We start from the raw sequence: 17,130 nt of genomic DNA on the forward strand, positions 1-17,130 counted from the left end.
ATAAGCTATGTACACTGGCTAAGGGAGTTAGCACTAAGGTGATGAATTTGCTTTGCTATAGGGTTATTCTGCTTATTTTTCGGTGGCACATAAATACCATTCAACGTTTCTGGCTCAGTTATTATAGCTTTTTCAATAGCCTGGATAAGAATTTCAGCATTTTCTAGGGTAATCCCTAATTTTTTTTTGAAATAGATAGGCTTTATCCTTGCCTCTGCCATAGTCAAAATTAAGGCAGTAGTTGTTAATTTTTTCCAGATAGTCTGCCTGGGCGGCATTGGGTAATTTCATGGGCTATGCGATCAAACCCATTTCCTGTAGATTTTTCCTGAGTCGCTCTGCCTCCGGAGATTGTCGTTGTTCATAAAGGGCGATCGCCTGTTGAAAAGCATCGACACTTTCTTGGATTAGACCAGCCTTAAAGCTGGTAACAGCTAGGTTTTGATAGGCTTCGGCATAGTCCGGTTGGAGGGCAATGGCCTGTTGATAACCCTTAATAGCTTCGAGTAAGTTTCCTTGGGCTTTGTGAATCATGGCTAAGTTGAAAAAGGCGATCGCCTGGGAAGGATCAATGTGAACCACTGCTTGATAAACCTTAATGGCTTCGCCCAATTCCCCTAAGTCTTGTAAAAAGGCACCGTAATTAATCAAAGCGCCTAATTTTAGAGGCAGTAAAATTTCTTCGTCGAGGGCTTTTTGATAATGTTTGCGGGCCAGCTCCCATTTTTGTTGGCGGCGGTAGGCATTGGCCAGATGGTAGTGCAATTCAAACCGCACAGGAATGGAAGCTGTGTTGCGTTTTAGACCCTGTTTGAGTAGTTTTACTCCTTCTTTTTCATCCCCCAAACTGAAATATAAAGCCCCTAACTTACTGCAGATGTAAGGGTCCTGGGGACTGTCCGCTATGGCCTTTTCGAGCAAATGCTTGGCCCGCTGGGTTTTGCCCCGTTCCTTAAGCAAGGTGGGACTATAGCCCTGGTGGAGGATGGCTACCCCTGGTAAATCAATCACTTGCCAATGGGGTTCCCGTTCCAGTAAAGCCAAAACACTGTCATCAATGGTTTCGTGGTAAAGACGACTAAACTGCACCGCCGGATGGCGACGGAATAGCCTGGATACCAACGAATAGGGGGATTGGTTACTGTCCAGTTCGTGGCGCATTAAATTCACCACTAAGGCATTTTCCATGGCGATCGCCTTTTGGATGCCATCTTTAACCAGAATATTCAGCCTTTCGTCAGCATCGAGCACTAACAACCAATCCCCCGTGGTGGCCGCCAGGGACTGATTGCGGGCCAGGGCAAAGTCATCTTCCCAGGGCACAGTGATCACCTTGGCCCCTGCTTGGGTGGCAATTTCCACTGTATTATCTGTGGACCCCGTGTCCGCTATGACCATTTCATCCACTAGACCCGCCACACTGGCCAGACACTCCCCCAGGAAAGCGGCTTCATTTTGAACAATCATGCAAAGGCTGAGGCGAGGCATAGGGATTTAAGCAAAATCGGCAAAAGGTCAGTCAATCATCCTAACCGAATTGTCCGGTAAGATGGGTGTGGTTTCCAAACAAAATAGTCCCTTACCTTTGGGATAGGGCTAAACGGGGAACTTTTGCCCCCGTAACTAGACCGATTAGATTAAATTCAACTCAAAAAGACTAAACTTACTAGCGATTAACGAGGAGGTTGAGGGTGGTGGACTGGAAAGTTCGGGCAATTCGGGGTGCAACGACGGTTTCGGAAAATAGCTCTGAGGCAATCCGAGATGCGGTCTGTGAGCTGCTGGATGTCATCGAAGCAAACAACGCCTGCCCCCCGGAGGACATTGTCAGCGTCACTTTCTCCGTTACCCCCGACCTCGATGCAATTTTTCCGGCGGCGATCGCCAGGCAGAGGCCCCGCTGGGAAAATGTACCGCTGTTAGATGTGCAACAAATGTATGTCAAAGGTAGCTTAGAACGGTGCATTCGGGTGTTAATTCACGTCAACAGCCAAAGTCCCCAGTCAGAAATGTACCACGCCTATTTGCGCCAAGCCCGCAGTTTGCGCCCCGACTGGCATTTGGCTCGGTTTTAAGACCTTAATTTTAAACACTGGACCTGTTGAGCAACGGAATAAACCTAATTTTCAGTGTGTCGATTGTTCCATGAAATTCCATGTCAACTAACTGGGTTCGGGGAGTCCGCCTCAGCCATCATTTCCCGTTTAATCACCTTGTAGTTCCAGAAACCAAAAATTAGCCAAAAAGCTAATAGGCCAGAGGTGGAAATCAGCATGGGAATCAGACCAAATTGACGAATTAAAGTGGGGGCCGCCGCCGTAAATAATCCACCACCAACAATGGGTTCAAAAAATAATTGTTTATAGGCAAAGCTTTCAAAGGCGCCGGTGCGGTTATGGGGGTCCACCATTTTAATTAACAGAATTCCTGTGGCGGTAACTCCCATGGATTGACCCATATCACCAATCCCTCTTTCAAACCAATAACTAGGTAAAATTTTCGGGGCTAAGTAGACGAATGCCACAATGTTCCAGATAATGCCCACCAAGGACAAGCTGAGAAAAACGGGCAAATTAGCTCCCAACACCTGCAACTTGATCGAGGCTAAGGCCGTTACCACCACCAAATCCAAGGCAACTCCAGCAATTCTTTCCTGTAAATTTCTAATAATCAGGGAATCTAAATCCAACTTTTTCATAATTAGTTGGACAATGATACCGCCAATCAAAGCCATGGGAAATAAAGGAATGGCTCCAGCCAATTCAAAACCCGTTTTTCCCCAGGTAAAAAATTCCAACAATCTGAGTAGCTCTAAAATTATCCAGCCGATTAACACCGCTAAAGCTGTAAAGCCAAAATTCAAAGATAGGGGATCAATTAAAAGGTTGCGCATTAACTGAGCCCTTCTGCTCAAAACACGATCACTTTCCAGATGGACAGTGGGTTGAAATTGGGCGTCTCCCGATGTTACCTCCGTCGGTATTTCTTGGATGTAATTGTTGCGCCTGCCCCAATCCGCCAAAACCGTTCCGGCAATTACCCCAGTGACAATACCCACAGTGGCCAATCCCAGGGCTAAATCTCCACCTTCAGGAAAATCTAATCTGTTAAAAGTTTCCGCCATACCGGCGGCAGTTCCATGGCCTCCTTCAAAACTGATTTCCACCAGGGAAGCAATTATCGGATCAACATCGAACAGAGGAATTAAAATCAATAAAGTTACCAGGATGGGCAAGGCATATTGCCCCCAAGCCAACGTCTGGCCAAAGGCCACCTGGGGAGAAGTTTTACGCCAAATTTCCTTCGGTTTTGGAATGGTTTCCCCTAGGAATAGGGCCGCAAAAACTATATTGATGAATACTCCAGGAGACTGGGTCCAGACAGTGCGGGTAGTTTCGGGGAATACTCCCCCCGCCAAATAACCATCTGCAGGCACCCCCAGGGCCACGGCAATGGAACCAACTACCCCCGGCCCCAACAATAAGGCGATCGCCCCGGCAATAATCGATTCTGGTAAATATAATTTTTGAAATAGTTTAATTTTCTGTTTTATAAATCTACCTGCCAGAATTAAAATCGCCAGGGTGATAAACGCAAATAAAACATTGATTAAACTAAGCATTTTGATAGTTATGATAATCGTTTTTTTTCGTAGCGGTGGCAAGATCCAGGGGATAAATTAGCGGCGAAAGTTGGGAGTCTCGCCCTTGGTACAATTTAAAAGTATTTCACCCCAGGGGTAAATATGCTTAACCCGCTAGGTATGGCAAGCGGGGCTCGATGCTATCTTGTATTGATCTGGATTTTCTGTAATATCGGCTACAAAATTCTCCCTGCGATGGTCACGCTTTGATGTCGCTCTTCATACGAATGATCTAGTCAATCAAGTCTGTGGTTGTGACCAACATAACCCCAGGGAATTTTATTTACTGTTACGAGCCCTGCGTCTATCTCAATTTCATTTTAATTAGCTACGAATAACTAAAATATTGCCAAAAGATATTTTGTTTTCTGGGTTAGGAGAACGGCCCGTTAAACATGGGCAGGATAAGAATATTCAAGTTAGCGTTGGAAATAATTACGGACAATTTGGATGATTTTTTGGCTCGCAGTGCCGTCCCCAAAGGGATTAATGGCATTGGCCATTTGTTCATAGGCCTGGGGCTGGCTCAGTAACTCCCCGGCGGCCTTCGTAACTGTGGCCGGATTTGTCCCCACTAATTTCGCTGTCCCGGCGGCGATCGCCTCTGGTCTTTCGGTGGTTTCCCGCAAAACTAGCACTGGTTTGCCTAAGCTGGGGGCTTCTTCTTGCAATCCACCAGAATCGGTCAATAACAAATAGCAGTGCTGAATGGCTCCCACTAATTGGGCGTAGTCCAATGGTTCTGTGAGGAAAACCCTGGGGTGATTGCCCAAAGCTTGTTGAATTGGCTCCCGCACAGTGGGGTTACGATGCATGGGCAATAGTAAAGCCGTGTCGGGAAACTGCTCTAGAATTTGCTCAAAGCTAGTCAAAATATCCTGCAGGGGCTCCCCCCAATTCTCCCGGCGATGCACTGTGGCCAGCAAAACTCGATACTTTTGCCAATCCAAACCTTCAATGGGGCAAGCGGGTTTTTGGTCGGCTACTGTCAATAGAGCGTCAATGACCGTATTGCCTGTCAAATGGATTTCCCCGGTGACGTCCGATCGCCGTAAATTCTCCACCGCTAAGGTAGTGGGGGCAAAATGCAACTGGGCAAGCTGGGAAATTAGTCGACGATTGGCTTCCTCTGGGTAGGGGTTAAACAAATTATCAGTGCGTAAACCCGCTTCCACATGGCCAATGGGAATTTGTTGGTAAAAAGCCGCCAGGGCCGCCGCAAAGGCCGTGGTGGTATCCCCCTGAACAATAACTAATTGAGGTGGTTTTTCCCGCCAGAGTTGTCCTAGTCCTTCCAAACAACCCTGGGTGATGTCCGTCAAGGTTTGTCCCGGTTGCATGATGGCCAGATCATCATCCGCCGACAATGCAAATAAATCCATGACCTGTTGCACCATTTCCCGGTGTTGCCCTGTTAACAGCACTTGGGTGTGCATATCAGGCTGGGCCAGGAAAGCACGGATAACCGGGGCTAATTTAATCGCTTCGGGGCGGGTACCCAGGGTAATACAAACTGATAGGGGAGATACAGGCATAGGTCACCAACACAGATAATCCCAGGTTAGCGGAGAGGGGCCCCGGGGGAATCGGCTTGGGGCAAAATTGGCCAAATTTTTCTAGTCAAGGGTAACTTGGTGCTCACCGAAATTCTGGGTCAAAATGGGAAGGAATTATACTAAATCCTCTAGCCTATCCCCCCAACCCCATGAAGCCGATGCGGGAATCTTCCCCAAAAATCTGTCCGGTGCCCCTGGAACAACAACCGGTCAACGAATACGAAGCCCTCAAATCTGCCTGGTTATATTCCTGGGGTCAAATAGACCTCCTCGGCTACGGCAAAAACCTAACCCGCCTAGCTCTGCTGATTAGTTTCATTGTCAGCCCGATCGCCTCTGCCAGTTTTTCGGTGGAAAAGCAACCAATTCAATGCGGTTTTTTGATTGTGCTCGGTATTTGTCTTCTGTTATCCCTATTTGTGTTGCGGCTGATGTTGGGCTGGCGTTACGTTGGCGATCGCCTGGAGGCGGAAACCGTCACCTACGAAGAATCCGGTTGGTACGATGGCCAAGTATGGCGCAAACCTCTAGAAGTGCAAACCAGAGATCAACTTATTTTGCGCTATCAAGTTAACCCTGTACTGCAACGCTGGCAAGTGACCTTTAAACTCCTGGGGGTCACCATGGCGATCGATCTACTCCTCTGGGCAATGTTTCGACTGATTAGTGCCTAGAATTGAAACAGGTTAAAAAACCCAAGCCTGAAAAACATTACCACCGAGCCTTAAATCCAACAGCATGAGCAGAGGAAAACGCCCCCACACTCCCCCCATCGAAGTGCATTTGCTGAGGGAAGGCATCATCGAATCCCAGCACTGGGCCGAAGCCACAGTGTACGACGACAGGGGAAGGGTTTTAATGCTTGCCGGTAACAGCACCAGCAACGCCTTCATTCGCTCTTCCCTCAAACCGTTTCAGGCCCTGGCCGTCACCAGCACTGGCACCATGGAGCGCTATGGCCTCACCGACAAAGACCTGGCCATTATGTGTGGTTCCCACCAAGGCACCATTGAACAGGCTCGGCAAGTATTTAACATTCTTTGGCGGGCCGACATTGAGCCCCAAGCCTTACAATGTCCCATTCCACCAGGACAGGAAAGCCCCCTGCACCATGGTTGCTCCGGTAAACATGCCGGTATGTTGGCCGTTTGCCAGCAACAGGACTGGCCGCTCCACAGTTATTTGCAACAAAGCAGTCCCATTCAAAAACTAATTTTGTCCAAGGTTGCCGATCTTCTCGGTATGCCCGGAGCGGAATTGATCGCCGCCCACGATGACTGTGGGGCCCCTACCTACGCCATGGAGTTGGGACAAATAGCCCACTTGTATGCACTGTTAGCTTCAGGACAACAATTGGGTTTAGAGCGGGTCGCTCGGGCCATGACCTACTATCCCTATTTTGTTGCCGGGGAAGGCTGTTTCGATACGGAACTTATGCAACAAATGGAAGGGGAATTGGTCAGCAAGTCCGGTGCCGAAGGGGTGCAATGTGTGGGCCGAGTGGGAGAAGGCTTGGGTTTAGCAATCAAAGTTAAGGATGGCTCCAAACGAGCTAAGTACGCCGTAGCCATTCATCTGCTCCAACAAATGGGTTGGATTCCTCCCCAGGTGGCGGAAACTCTGTCGGAAAAGTTTGTCCGGCTGGGTAGATATAAACGTCTGGAAGTGATCGGCGAATTGGCCATGCTTTAACCTGCGATGACAATTAAAAGACGGGGACAAGATAAAACTTTTACCCCGTGGTTGTTATTTTTCCTCCAGGGCAAAAAACCAACAAAAAAGACCGTGTCCTAGGGAGGGGCACGATCCGGAGGGAAACCGTCACAAAGCAGGGAGACCAGCGCTTAAAGATATTTTTCTAGGGTGCTGGCAAGGGTTGTTTTGGGCACAGCTCCCACCACCATGTCCACTCTCTGACCCCCTTTGAAAATCATTAGGGTGGGAATACTGCGGATGCCGTACTGACTAGCGGTATTGGGGTTTTCGTCGGTGTTCAACTTAACGACTTTGACCTTGCCTTCGTACTGTTGTGAGATTTCATCAACGACGGGGGCCACCATGCGACAAGGGCCACACCAGGGAGCCCAAAAGTCTACGAGCACGGGTAACTCGCTGTCTAATACATCCTCTTTGAAACTTGCGTCGGAAACTTGAGGGGTAGCACTCATACTGGAAATCCTTTTAAACCTCGTGATGGGCTGATTAGAATACTACCATAACCAATTGTTGACCTCTGTATGGAAAAATATCGTGAAACTTAGAATTTGTTCATCTTTTGTCACAGTTGGTGTCACACTTCCCTCCATGGTGAGCAGATAAGAAGAAACCGCCCGAACATCATCCAGGCGGAGTGTGGTGTGAGGAGTGAACGGAAACTTACGTCTCCGCCCTCTTCATTGTACAGGCTGGGACGGGGGTCTTAGGGGTTTCGCCGGTGGGGAGTTCCGTATTTGTTAAGTTTTTTAAAGGGATTTTTGGGTCTATCGGATCTATTTTCTGGAGAAACCCAGGTCTAAAGGTTAATCAGAACTATGCCAAGAACTGTAATTGTGGTGGGGGGAGGAGCGGCAGGCTTTTTTGGGGCAATTAATTGTGCAAGAAATCTACCAGAGGGCAGAGTAATTTTATTGGAGGCGGGGTCAAAATTCCTGGCTAAAGTCCGCATTTCTGGAGGTGGTCGTTGTAATGTGACCCACCATTGTTTTGACCCAACACAATTAGTGCAAAATTATCCCCGGGGGGGGAAGGCGTTACGGGGAGCGTTCAGTCGTTTTCAACCCCAACAAACGATCGCCTGGTTTGGGGCGGAGGGGGTGCAACTGAAAACGGAAGCAGATGGCCGAATGTTTCCTGTTACCGATGATTCTGCCACCATTGTGGATTGTTTATTAGCGGCAGCGCGGCGATCGGGAGTGGAACTAAGAACAAGGTCGCCGGTACAGGGAGTGGCCAAACAGGGGGAGAAATTTCAAGTGTTGCTGAAGACGGGGGAAACAATTAACGGCGATCGCCTCTTGTTGGCCACGGGCAGTAATCCTTTGGGCTATCGCTGGGCGGAACAATTGGGACATACAATCGAGGCCCCGGTGCCCTCTTTGTTCACCTTTAATGTTCCCGATGCCCCGTTGACCGACCTCGCCGGAGTCAGTGTGGAAAAGGCCCTAGTGAGTTTGTCGCCAAAGTTTAAAGGAACCTATTGCCAAGCAGGCCCGGTGTTGATTACCCATTGGGGGCTGAGCGGCCCGGCGGTGCTGAAATTATCTGCCTGGGGAGCAAGGCAATTGCAGGCGTCAAGCTATGACCATCCCCTTTGGCTCAACTGGTTACCGGGAGTTAACCCCCAGGAATCCATGGCCCAATGGCAACAGACAAAGCAAAACCATCCCCGCAAACAAATTGCTAATTTTAGCCCCACAGCCCTTCCCAAACGACTCTGGCAGAGATTAACGGCCCAGGCGGGGATTAAACCGGGGCAATGCTGGGCCGATTTTTCCAAAGTTCAGGAACAACAACTAACGGATAATATCCACCGCTACCACTGTCAGATCAAAGGCAAAGGGGTGTTCAAAGAGGAATTTGTTACCTGTGGGGGTATTACCCTCAAGGAAGTCGATTTTAAAACCATGGCCAGCCGTTGTTGCCCAGGTTTACATTTTGCCGGGGAAATCCTCGACGTAGATGGTATTACCGGCGGTTTTAATTTTCAAAATGCCTGGACTACAGCTTGGTTGGCAGCCCAAGGGATGGCGGCTCCATAACATTCCCTTAATTCCCCCTCCGTAAGTTGGACTAGAATTCCAGTGCCAGCCCAGATTAACCCCCGGTGAAGTTTTATGAGACCCCTAAGTCATCGCACCAAGATTGTGGCCACCATTGGCCCCGCCAGTAGTTCGGTGGAGGTGATACGTCAGATGGTGGATGCGGGCATGAATGTGGCCCGGCTCAATTTTTCCCACGGTAGTTACGAGGACCACGCCACCATGGTCAAAATGCTGCGATCGGTGGAGCAGGAAATGGATACTCCCATTACTCTTCTGCAGGATTTACAGGGACCCAAAATTCGCATTGGTCAGTTGCCAGGGGGAGAAAAACAACTGCGGGAAGGGGAAAAAATCTGTTTGGTGCCGGTGGAAGTTGTCGATCGCCATGGTGAGGCGGTGGGCATTGACTATCCCCATTTGGCGGCGGAGGCCCAGGTGGGGGAAAGAATTTTGTTGGATGATGGTTTGCTGGAAATGAAAGTGGTGGCGATTAAAGATCCGGAGGTAATTTGTGAAGTGGTGACGGGGGGCGTCCTCAAAAGTCGCAAAGGCGTCAATCTACCGGGGTTAGTGCTAACCCTACCTTCCATGACTGCCAAAGATAAGCAGGACCTGGAATTTGGCCTAAGCCAAGGCATTGATTGGGTTTCCCTTAGTTTTGTCCGTAAGGGGGAAGATATCCACAACCTCAAACAATTTTTGGCCGAACGGGGCCATCCCGACCTGCCGGTCATTGCCAAAATCGAAAAACCCCAGGCGATCGAAAATCTGGAAGAAATTGTGGCAGTTTCCAACGGCATTATGGTGGCCCGAGGCGATCTAGGGGTGGAAGTAAACCCAGAAAAAGTGCCCCGCCTGCAAAAGGAAATCATCCGGCGTTGTAACGTGCGGGCCATTCCGGTCATTACCGCCACCCAAATGCTAGACAGCATGATTCATAATTCCCGACCCACCAGGGCAGAAGCCAGTGACGTGGCCAACGCTATCTTGGATGGTACCGATGCGGTGATGTTATCCGGGGAATCGGCAGTGGGACAATATCCTGTTAAATCAGTGCAAATGTTGCGTAAAATTGCCGAAGAAACGGAGTTGGGTCTCCATCTTGCCAACAATCCACCAATCGAAAATACGGAAACCCATGCCCTAAGTGAAGCGTTGGTAGTCATCGACGAAATTTTAGACTTGAAATATATTGTCACCTTCACCACCTCTGGTTTTACTTCTCTGCTGGCTTCCAATCAACGGCCATCGGTGCCGGTTATTGCCTTTACCCCCTCAGAAAAGGTTTACCATAGCCTCAACTTAGTTTGGGGTATTATTCCCTTTTTAATTGACGAAGAATTCGACACCTTTGAAGACTTAATCCAACAGGCGGAGGTACTATTAAAGGATCGAAAAATGGTGCAAAAGGGCGATCAGTTGTTGATTATGGCGGGAATTCCGACAAAAATTCCCAGGGGCACTAATTTTCTTAAGATCCATCGTATTTCTTAAATTATGTCTAACATTCAGGCTGAGGCGCTGATGGTAGCGGCAAATGCAGATGAGAAAGGTTTTTGAATCCCATGCGAAAGCTAATCAAGATAAAGTTTCACCCCAATTTTCTTTAATGTCCGTGAAATTGCTCTAACCAGTGCCGTTCGGAGGGGATGATAATGCCGGTATCTTGAGCAAAAATTGCTTCCGTCCTCCGCAAATGTGAATCGAGAAATTCATAGGTTGTGCTCAATCCGTTGTTTTGCCAAAGACGATTGTAAATATTAGTAGCTATTGGTTTAGAAATGCCGTAGTAATTGGCCAGGCTTTCAATCGATTCTTGGTAATTATTTTGTATTCTCTTGATCATTGCGTAGTAGTCAGTCATAAAGCTTTGCAATAACTGATGATACTCATAGTCATACCAAAAAGTTTTATTTGTGTTGGCAACTACCCCCTGATAATCGCCCAGAAATGTTTGAAACTCCGGATCACGATGAATATTTAGTTGATAGGAAAATGGCGGATTGAGGAGAGTAACATCCAGTGAATTATCTCTCAACGCTTCATAGCGAATATTTGTTGCCCCTGCTTTGATGAATAATAACTTGCCATAGTCTTCGGGAGAATATCGATGGCGCAAAAATAAGCGTAGGGCCCTGGCGTAACCTGAATCTGTGTCAATGCCAATGCGATTTTTCCTAGTTTGTAGATTAATCTCACCACATAAATCCAACATACCGCCATGGATAGGAAGAATTGCCAGAATGTCAGAGTATTGTTCCTCCAAAGCAATTGAGAGTGTATCGTCATAGGACATCAAAATAATATGGGCCAGATTTTGTTTTAAATCCTGATGGGCCTCATCTGCATTTTTGACATATTTGATATCCAAATTAATACTGGTCTGACTTTGTAAAGTTGTTAATAAAAAAGCCGAAATATCCTTAAACGCAGAGATTTTAAGGTTTTTATCCATAGAGTTTATATCGAAAATTTAATCAGTTAATTTGACCAAAAAAGAGAGAGATTTAAATAAATTTAAATTGATCGTGTCAGTCATGGCATTCCTTGATATAAAATAGTTAAAAAATTTTCTAAAGTAACAAAAATTGCTGTAAATTTAGTCGCCGAACAAATGTTTTGTCTATAATCTTTCAAAATTTTAATCAAAGAATCTAGAGAATGTTTAAAAAATTTAGAGCAATGGATTTATTCCTTTTAATCCCCTAATAAAAAGAGTATTTAACTCAAATTCTCCCTTTGTCAAGGAAGAATAGGAGGAATTTAACTCCGACAACTCAACTTCTCAAACAAAATCTTAAACGCTTTACTTTGACCAGCCTTCCGAATGAAATATCGCTTCTGCTTCTTCAGTTTGCAGAAAATCAATAAATAGCTCCGCCCCTGGATCGGCCTTGGCGTTGGTGACAACATTTAAATCTCGGTAAATAACTCGATCAGGAGAAAGTTCAACCCATTCAGCTTCTTCGGGATGGTTAATGGGCCAATCTTTCCAGGTTATCCACGCGTCTGCGTTCATCTCTTTAAATGCTTGAAAGCTAGCGCCACTGCCCTTAGCAAAAGCAATAATATTGCGACGGAAAGCTTTGATATCATCAAGGGAACCTGTGCGACCGGCAATATCTTCCCATACGCCAGTGCCTGAAGTGTTGTAAACACCCGCTCCTTCGGTGACAACAATTTTCATACCGGGACGGAGTAAATCATCAAATCCCCTGATGTTTTTAGGATTACCTTTACGAACGGCAATCACCGATGTGGCCAGATAAATTGGTTCCACATCATTGCTATTGAATTCTTTATAGGTTTCCAAAAAGGCAGTCATTGATTGCTCCGAAGTGCCCCAAATTATGTCTGCATCACGCTGGGCATTCTGAGACCATTGACTTTCTGGTCCAAACTGCACATCCACAGGAATACCCGTTTTTGCAGTGAAGAGTTTACCGGCCCGGATAATGGCGGTGTGTGGTCCTCCGGCACCATATAGTCTAACGACGCCATCCTTTGGTTGATAGTCGCTATCGGCGATCGGATTGGCAAATGTTGCGCCACGGAGCATACAAGCGAAAAATAATAACAATCCCAGGGAAGTTGTTTTCCGGTTCATGGTAGTCGAATTATTCCGTAATTAATAATAAAAAGTGAAGCGAAATTGTATTTGAATTAACGTTGGTTTAGTGACGAGATTAACTAAGGATTTTTATTGATCATAATCAATAGATCATGATCAGTATTGCCCTTTGGTAGATCATAGCCAAGAATTGACTCCATTAAAGGATTATTAATGGCGACCATCGAATCTAGAACTTCAAAAGTTTTGAAATTTGCCGGAAATAAGAAAATGAAAGTAGCTGTTTCATTACCAACGGTTTCAGACCAATGGGTCCAGCCTGAAGGAATAAAAACGAGATTGCCTGATTCTAAATTTTGCTCAAATACTTTGCCTTTAGGATCAATCAAAACTGTTTTTGCCTTACCTGAGATCAAAATTTGTTCTTCCCAAGTGTCATGCCAATGGGGGGTGCGAGCCGCGCCTGGCTTTATTTCCACCCTAGCAGTGTCATTTTCAGCAACGGGAAAGTTCTTTTTTCTACAGTAGGAAATAGTTCCGGCTTTGTATTTATAAACTTCCACTTCTCTTGGTTCACAGCTAAACTGAGTTTCACCCATTTCCCTGGCCATAGGATTGTTAGCTAATTGTGTCCCATCTTCAATCTTGATTGGCGCTATTTTTGGGACTTCTAATCTAGTTGCTACTTTGTTATTTTCTTTGGTGCTCTGACTTAAGACAGGATTAACAGAAAAAATTATTTGAATTAACAAAAATAAAGCTAATGAAATAACTACTATCCAGGGAAAGCTTTTTTTATTGACGAGATTAATTTTTATTTTCACAATCAACTATGGAGTAAATTTTAGACCAGACAAAAACCATAGATATGTCGTCATTAGCTCTCTGGGTAAGATGATTTCATGCACAGTTGTTTTAAACCATAGTTTTTTGTGGCGGCCATTGTCTTAAGTTGTCAACTACGGCGGAGTGGACGGTGACATGGCGGAGAAAAAGGGCAATTAACCTCGTTTTAGGGAGTTAAAAGTCCTTGATCCGAATACTATGCCAATTATCGCAGCAATTGACCCAATATATTGATTCAGTCAGGGTAAACAAAGTTTACACGCCCATAGTGGCTATTTTTCCAAGGGCAGTATACTGGGGATTAATTTTTGAAAAACAGCAAGATCATGTCATTATTCCCCATTTTTACCGCCCTATTGAGTATTTCGCCCACCGCCATTGAACAAGCTCCTGTCACTTTTGAGACCCGGCCTTTTATTGTCAGCCAGGCCAATGCGGCGGATATTTTAGTGAAGCTCCCCAGGCCCCAGGGCAGTCCGAACAATGTGGGTAGTATGTTTATGGCCAATGCCTATGGACAACAGGGATTAAATTTCCAAACTAAGGGTAAACCAGCCCCCACGGTTAAGTTCTACCAAGATGTCCTCACTAAACTGGGTTATGAGGAAAGAACCATTAATGCTACCCAGGGAGACTGGGGCTTTAGCATTGTGTTTGATACCCCCGCCGGGCTAACTTTGACTCCAAAAGATGCGGAAAAATCAGTAGTGCTGGTCATTCAGGGAACGATGCTTGGCCCTGACACCATCAACCTTAATCTGCGGTTTGAAGAAATTTAAGTGGATTACCAAGTGGGGTCATCATAGAGATTGATCTCTAATTCGTTTACCCCCACTGGTACCGCACTGATGCAAGCGCAAATGGGAGTGCCGTCCCCCAATTCCACCTCACAGGCATGGCAGGAACCCATCAAGCATCCGGTGGGGATGAAAATTCCAGCCCTTTCTGCCACATCTAAAATAGGTTCCCCTGCCCTGGCCATCACAGTCACATCATCAGGTAGAAAGCGTATCGTTACTGCCATTGGTAATTCCTAATCTAAATAGTTTTTCAGCATTTGTTTGGTAGATTTTGTGTCTTTCCTGATCAGAAATTGGTGCATTATCCAAGAAAGAAACAGCTTCTTCAACCGACTCATATGGATAATCGGCGGCGAAGAGTACGGCATCGGCACCCAGTACGTCTAGCACATGACGCAGAGCAGGTGGGGAACAAACCCCACTGGTGGTGATGAGAAAATGATCTTTGAAGTATTCGCTAGGCAGACGAGGCATTTTAGGCACTGCGCCAATTTCTACCTGCAGTGAATAACGGTTATCTATCCTTTGTAACCAGTACGGTAATCCTTCCCCCATATGGCCCAAAATAATTTTTAATTTCGGGAACTGATCAAATACGCCGCCCATAATGAGGCGCAAACCGTGGGTTGCAGTTTCAACGGTAAATCCCCAGCCCGCAAAATAGAGTCCATAGTCCAGGAAGGGAGAAATCATCTCTGGAGAAGGGGTGCGAGGATGAAGATAAATGGGGGCATTGTTGGCTACGGCAGCGGCAAAAATTTCCCAATAATTCTTGTCATCGAGATATTTTCCGCCAGTATGGGAATTAATTAATACACCGCACAACCCAAGTTTCTGTATGGCTCGCTCAATTTCCATGGCGGCGGCTTGGGGGCATTGGGGGGCCACTGCTGCTAGTCCGGCAAAACGATCAGGATAATTTTTGACAGCTTCACTTAACTGATCATTAGCCTGACGGGCAAGGGTTATGGCCAACTCAGGCTCAAATACCTGTACACCTGGGGAAGTAATGGAAATAACTTGTATATCAATGCCAGTGGCATCCATATGAGCAATGCGTCCAGCGCCGAGGTCTATTAGCCGCTCGTGGATAATTCTTGTGCCAGGACTGTCCGCTAGAATCGTTTCGCCCATTTTGCGAAAACCCGGTTCGTTCTTTGCCCCCTTGGCAAGAACCTTAGTCCACTCGTCAGCAATCTCCTGGGTGACAAAAGCCTCTTCTACAGCAATTCGTTTCATCATCCTAAAAAACTATTAACTAAAGTGTCTGAATTTTCCCCTGGGAATGACGACAAAATCGGATTGAGGTTGACATGGGTTTCGACAAAATCCGCTAATGAATTTAACATAGCTTCCCGTTGTTCTTGATAATTGCCAATGGCAGTTGGTAATGGTCCCAAGCCCCGTCGTTGCCGTAGATTATTCAACCAACACCGTCGCCAGGTACCGTTATCGAATAGGCCGTGGAGGTAGCAGCCCCAGAGGTTTTGTTGCCCATTAACCATTCCCAGCTCTTCTTGGTCAAACAGGGGCAGAAAGTCTTGGCTGTGCTCCGATCGCCGACTGATGCCCTGGTGGATTTCGTAGCCAGTGACCCTTAAACCTGGCTGGGGAGCGTAGCTGATGGTTTCCTGTTGGCGGGTAATTTTTTCTTGGGTGATGACGGTGGTCAGGGGGAAGAGCCCCAACCCTTGGCAGTTAGTGAGACTGCCTTCGATATTTTCTGGATCGGCAATGGTTTGCCCCAGCATTTGATAGCCGCCGCAAATGCCCATCACAGTGCCGCCGGCTTGGACGTAGGCCATAATTTGCTGACCCATGCCACTGTTTTGTAACGCTTGCAAATCGGCGATCGTGGTTTTACTGCCGGGAATAATTACGGCGTCGGGCTTGCCCAACTGTTTTTCCAGGGGAAGATAATCGACATAAACACCGGATTCTGCCTCCAACGGCTCAAAATCGGTGAAGTTGGCGATGCGGGGCAAGCGGAGTACTACTATGCGAATATCTTCTGGGCTGGGGCGACCACTTCTTTCCAGTAAATCGAGGGAATCCTCCGCTGAGAAGAGATTTTGCCCATAGGGAATGACTCCCAACACGGGAATACCTGTATATTCTTCCAGCCAAGTAATGCCACTGTCTAAGAGAGAACGCTGGCCGCGAAATTTATTGATGACAATGCCTTTGATTAATTTTCTTTCCTCTGGTTCTAGCAGTTGCAAAGTCCCCACTACATGGGCAAACACACCGCCCCGGTCAATGTCGGCAATAAGAATGGTGGCGGCCTGGAGATGACTGGCCACCCGCATATTGGTCAAGTCTCGATGTTTAAGGTTAATTTCCGCTGGACTACCGGCCCCTTCACACACCACGACGTCAAAATCCTGGGCTAAAATTTCCAACGATGCGGCGATCGCCTGCCAGCCCCGGTCAAAGTAATTTTGGTAATATTCCTGGGCCCTGGTTGTGCCTACGGCCTTACCCAACATGATCACCTGGGAAGTCATATCCCCCTGGGGTTTGAGCAAAATGGGATTCATGGCCACCCTGGGAACAGTCCCGGCAGCCCAGGCTTGCACTGCTTGGGCGTGGCCCATTTCCCCGCCATCAACGGTGACAAAGGCATTGAGGGCCATATTTTGTCCTTTAAAGGGGGTGACCCGATAACCCCGACGATGGAGCAGGCGACACAGACCGGTGGTTAAAAAGGATTTCCCGGCATGGGACGTGGTACCAACCACCATAATTGCTTTCATAGCCAAATTTTGCTGAGGTCTGATGAGGGATTAACCGGAGTATGCCAACTCTAGTGGGAATTCCATTGTATTATCCCTCTCTCGGTCATCCGTTGTTACACCCAGCGTTTTGGCTTTGTGTTGTTATGGCTGAGTTTATGTTTGAAAAATCCCCATTGCCATGGCATTCAGGTTTGGGAATCACAACTTCAATAACG

At 46.9% G+C, this 17,130-nt stretch carries 17 protein-coding genes; 6 read left to right on the plus strand and 11 right to left on the minus strand.

Annotation, left to right across the window (positions count from 1 at the left end; all coding sequences use genetic code 11):
• Nucleotides 1-5: 5 nt before the first annotated feature.
• Both H6G45_RS02285 and H6G45_RS02290 read right to left on the minus strand, forming a co-directional pair.
• The gene (locus H6G45_RS02285) at nt 6-221 is read right to left on the minus strand and encodes a hypothetical protein (RefSeq protein ID WP_190596447.1); all 216 of its coding nucleotides are present in this window, start codon (nt 219-221) and stop codon (nt 6-8) included.
• 73 nt (nt 222-294) lie between these two features.
• Nucleotides 295-1,488, minus strand: coding sequence for a tetratricopeptide repeat protein (locus H6G45_RS02290; RefSeq protein ID WP_199309536.1), 1,194 nt, complete (start codon nt 1,486-1,488; stop codon nt 295-297).
• A gap of 203 nt (nt 1,489-1,691) precedes the next feature.
• On the opposite strand from H6G45_RS02290, the gene aroH reads away from it, so the two are divergent.
• On the plus strand, nt 1,692-2,075 hold the full coding sequence (aroH, locus tag H6G45_RS02295) for a chorismate mutase (RefSeq protein WP_190596208.1): 384 nt from the start codon (nt 1,692-1,694) through the stop codon (nt 2,073-2,075).
• A gap of 83 nt (nt 2,076-2,158) precedes the next feature.
• On the opposite strand, the gene H6G45_RS02300 is transcribed toward aroH, so the two are convergent.
• Both H6G45_RS02300 and wecB read right to left on the minus strand, forming a co-directional pair.
• A complete protein-coding gene (locus H6G45_RS02300; protein WP_190596210.1) occupies nt 2,159-3,622 on the minus strand; it encodes a sodium/glutamate symporter in 1,464 nt (487 codons plus the stop codon).
• Nucleotides 3,623-4,062: 440 nt separating this feature from the next.
• Nucleotides 4,063-5,178: a UDP-N-acetylglucosamine 2-epimerase (non-hydrolyzing) gene (wecB, locus tag H6G45_RS02305; protein ID WP_190596211.1), complete on the minus strand. Its 1,116-nt coding sequence runs from the start codon at nt 5,176-5,178 to the stop codon at nt 4,063-4,065.
• Between the two features lie 179 nt (nt 5,179-5,357).
• On the opposite strand from wecB, the gene H6G45_RS02310 reads away from it, so the two are divergent.
• Together H6G45_RS02310 and H6G45_RS02315 are read left to right on the plus strand one after the other, a co-directional pair.
• Nucleotides 5,358-5,873 (plus strand): CGLD27 family protein, encoded by a 516-nt coding sequence (locus tag H6G45_RS02310; protein ID WP_242018009.1) that lies wholly within the window; start codon nt 5,358-5,360, stop codon nt 5,871-5,873.
• Nucleotides 5,874-5,937: 64 nt separating this feature from the next.
• Nucleotides 5,938-6,891 (plus strand): asparaginase, encoded by a 954-nt coding sequence (locus tag H6G45_RS02315; protein WP_190596215.1) that lies wholly within the window; start codon nt 5,938-5,940, stop codon nt 6,889-6,891.
• A gap of 152 nt (nt 6,892-7,043) precedes the next feature.
• Here the strand turns inward: H6G45_RS02315 and trxA are convergent, their stop codons facing one another.
• The gene (gene trxA, locus H6G45_RS02320) at nt 7,044-7,367 is read right to left on the minus strand and encodes a thioredoxin (protein ID WP_010873851.1); all 324 of its coding nucleotides are present in this window, start codon (nt 7,365-7,367) and stop codon (nt 7,044-7,046) included.
• Between the two features lie 363 nt (nt 7,368-7,730).
• On the opposite strand from trxA, the gene H6G45_RS02325 reads away from it, so the two are divergent.
• Both H6G45_RS02325 and pyk read left to right on the plus strand, forming a co-directional pair.
• Nucleotides 7,731-8,957: an NAD(P)/FAD-dependent oxidoreductase gene (locus tag H6G45_RS02325; RefSeq protein WP_190596217.1), complete on the plus strand. Its 1,227-nt coding sequence runs from the start codon at nt 7,731-7,733 to the stop codon at nt 8,955-8,957.
• Between the two features lie 75 nt (nt 8,958-9,032).
• A complete protein-coding gene (gene pyk, locus H6G45_RS02330) occupies nt 9,033-10,454 on the plus strand; it encodes a pyruvate kinase (protein WP_190596219.1) in 1,422 nt (473 codons plus the stop codon).
• A 112-nt stretch (nt 10,455-10,566) separates the two neighbouring features.
• Here the strand turns inward: pyk and H6G45_RS02335 are convergent, their stop codons facing one another.
• From H6G45_RS02335 to H6G45_RS02345, 3 genes are all read right to left on the minus strand, one after another.
• A complete protein-coding gene (locus tag H6G45_RS02335) occupies nt 10,567-11,415 on the minus strand; it encodes a hypothetical protein (RefSeq protein ID WP_190596221.1) in 849 nt (282 codons plus the stop codon).
• Nucleotides 11,416-11,766: 351 nt separating this feature from the next.
• Nucleotides 11,767-12,567: an extracellular solute-binding protein gene (locus H6G45_RS02340; RefSeq protein ID WP_190596224.1), complete on the minus strand. Its 801-nt coding sequence runs from the start codon at nt 12,565-12,567 to the stop codon at nt 11,767-11,769.
• An 83-nt stretch (nt 12,568-12,650) separates the two neighbouring features.
• On the minus strand, nt 12,651-13,355 hold the full coding sequence (locus tag H6G45_RS02345; RefSeq protein ID WP_190596225.1) for a cupin domain-containing protein: 705 nt from the start codon (nt 13,353-13,355) through the stop codon (nt 12,651-12,653).
• Nucleotides 13,356-13,703: 348 nt separating this feature from the next.
• Here H6G45_RS02345 and H6G45_RS02350 point away from each other — a divergent pair, with 348 nt between their 5' ends.
• Nucleotides 13,704-14,156 (plus strand): hypothetical protein, encoded by a 453-nt coding sequence (locus H6G45_RS02350; protein WP_190596227.1) that lies wholly within the window; start codon nt 13,704-13,706, stop codon nt 14,154-14,156.
• Nucleotides 14,157-14,161: 5 nt separating this feature from the next.
• Here H6G45_RS02350 and H6G45_RS02355 read toward each other — a convergent pair whose 3' ends face one another.
• The 3 genes from H6G45_RS02355 to cobQ are packed head-to-tail and all read right to left on the minus strand — an operon-like array spanning nt 14,162 to nt 16,933.
• Entirely contained in the window at nt 14,162-14,401 is a 240-nt protein-coding gene (locus H6G45_RS02355) for a 2Fe-2S iron-sulfur cluster-binding protein (protein WP_190596230.1), read from the minus strand.
• Nucleotides 14,373-15,416 carry an amidohydrolase family protein gene (locus tag H6G45_RS02360; protein ID WP_242018010.1) on the minus strand — a complete coding sequence of 348 codons (1,044 nt, stop codon included), beginning with the start codon at nt 15,414-15,416 and terminating at the stop codon, nt 14,373-14,375. The genes H6G45_RS02355 and H6G45_RS02360 overlap by 29 nt, the downstream gene beginning before the upstream one ends.
• Nucleotides 15,416-16,933 (minus strand): cobyric acid synthase CobQ, encoded by a 1,518-nt coding sequence (gene cobQ, locus H6G45_RS02365; protein WP_190596234.1) that lies wholly within the window; start codon nt 16,931-16,933, stop codon nt 15,416-15,418. The genes H6G45_RS02360 and cobQ overlap by 1 nt, the downstream gene beginning before the upstream one ends.
• Nucleotides 16,934-17,130 lie beyond the last annotated feature (197 nt).

It is taken from the genome of Synechocystis sp. FACHB-383, from assembly GCF_014698605.1.
GTDB lineage: Bacteria > Cyanobacteriota > Cyanobacteriia > Cyanobacteriales > Microcystaceae > Synechocystis > Synechocystis salina.